This is a genomic window from Vibrio sp. 10N.261.55.F4, from assembly GCF_041470465.1.
GTDB classification, from domain to species: domain Bacteria; phylum Pseudomonadota; class Gammaproteobacteria; order Enterobacterales; family Vibrionaceae; genus Vibrio; species Vibrio crassostreae_C.
Map to the genome: position 1 here is coordinate 1 of NZ_JBFRMM010000047.1, position 1,192 is coordinate 1,192.

Annotated in this window: 1 protein-coding gene; it reads left to right on the forward strand. The window is 42.8% G+C overall.

Annotation, left to right across the window (positions count from 1 at the left end):
- The first annotated feature begins 209 nt into the window (after positions 1 to 209).
- Complete coding sequence (locus tag AB4249_RS20955) at positions 210 to 1,166, forward strand: IS110 family transposase (protein ID WP_017064050.1); 957 nt, start codon at positions 210 to 212, stop codon at positions 1,164 to 1,166.
- Positions 1,167 to 1,192 lie beyond the last annotated feature (26 nt).

A 1,192-nucleotide genomic window follows, 5' to 3' on the forward strand; every position in this document is an offset into this window, starting at 1 on the left:
TTGTATGGATAATAAGCACTCCAATCGGGTAATGTGAGACCCAGGCTTTAGCTGCAACTAAAGCTTTCTATGTAGTAGTTCGTTTAAACGCTGGCTCCTCTATCGAGAGACCGATAACAAACATGAACGCTACATAGGACTTCAAGCATAAACCTCGAATAGTCGACTGGGTCTCGAACCCGCATTACGCAAGCATGAGTTAGCTTATTATGAATACCAAAATCAATCAAAGCATCAACGTTGGAGTTGATACCGGAAAAACACAATTAGACATCCACATCAGGCCACTAGACCTATTTTTCTCAGTAGAGAACAATGATAAAGGCATCAAAAAAGCACTCAAAACGATTAAGAGTCACAGTCCTGAACGAATCGTTATTGAAGCAACAGGCCGATTAGAAATGCCTTTTGTTCTTGCATGTGCAGAGGCTCAATTACCTATTGTCAGAGCAAACCCTGTCCACATAAAACGGTTCGCTGGTGCTATTGGCCGCAGAGCCAAAAATGATCGTTTAGATGCAGAATTGATTGCTCACTATGGAGAAGCAATCAAACCAGCTCTTACTGTCATAAAGCCAAAAAACATACGCCTAATGAGTGACTTAGTCATTCGCCGAAACCAGTTGTTATCCATGCAAACCATGGAAAAGAACCGAATCCAGATACTTCCCGCTTCTCTCCATCCGACTATCAAACCGATGCTAACCACGATAAAAAATCAAATCACCAAGTTAGAAGAAAAGCTCGTTAAACTCATTGAAGATAGCCCTGAATATCAGGCTAAAAACACAATATTGCAGAGCGTCCCTGGAATAGGAAACATTGCCGCTGCATCAATAATTAGCAACGTACCAGAACTTGGCTACATCACAAATAAACAAGCGGCATCACTAATTGGTGTCGCTCCAATAACACGCGAAAGTGGGCGCTACAAAGGTAAGCGCGTGATCCAAGGCGGTCGAGCGCAAGTACGCACAGTGTTATATATGGCAATGATGTCAGCCATGCAATGTAACCCCGTATTCAAAGCAACTTATGCTCGACTTGTAGCTGCCGGAAAGCCTAAGAAAGTCGCAATAATCGCGTGTGTTCGAAAGATGGTTGTGACTCTTAACTCTATGCTGAGAGATGGCGCCATGTGGGATGAAAACACTGCCAAAAATTAATCATTGACGCCATAGTCGTTTGTTAT

Excerpts from the sequence above, each read along its gene's own strand:
- AB4249_RS20955 (WP_017064050.1), top strand. The coding sequence starts at position 210 with ATGAATACCAAAATCAATCAAAGCATCAACGTTGGAGTTGATACCGGA.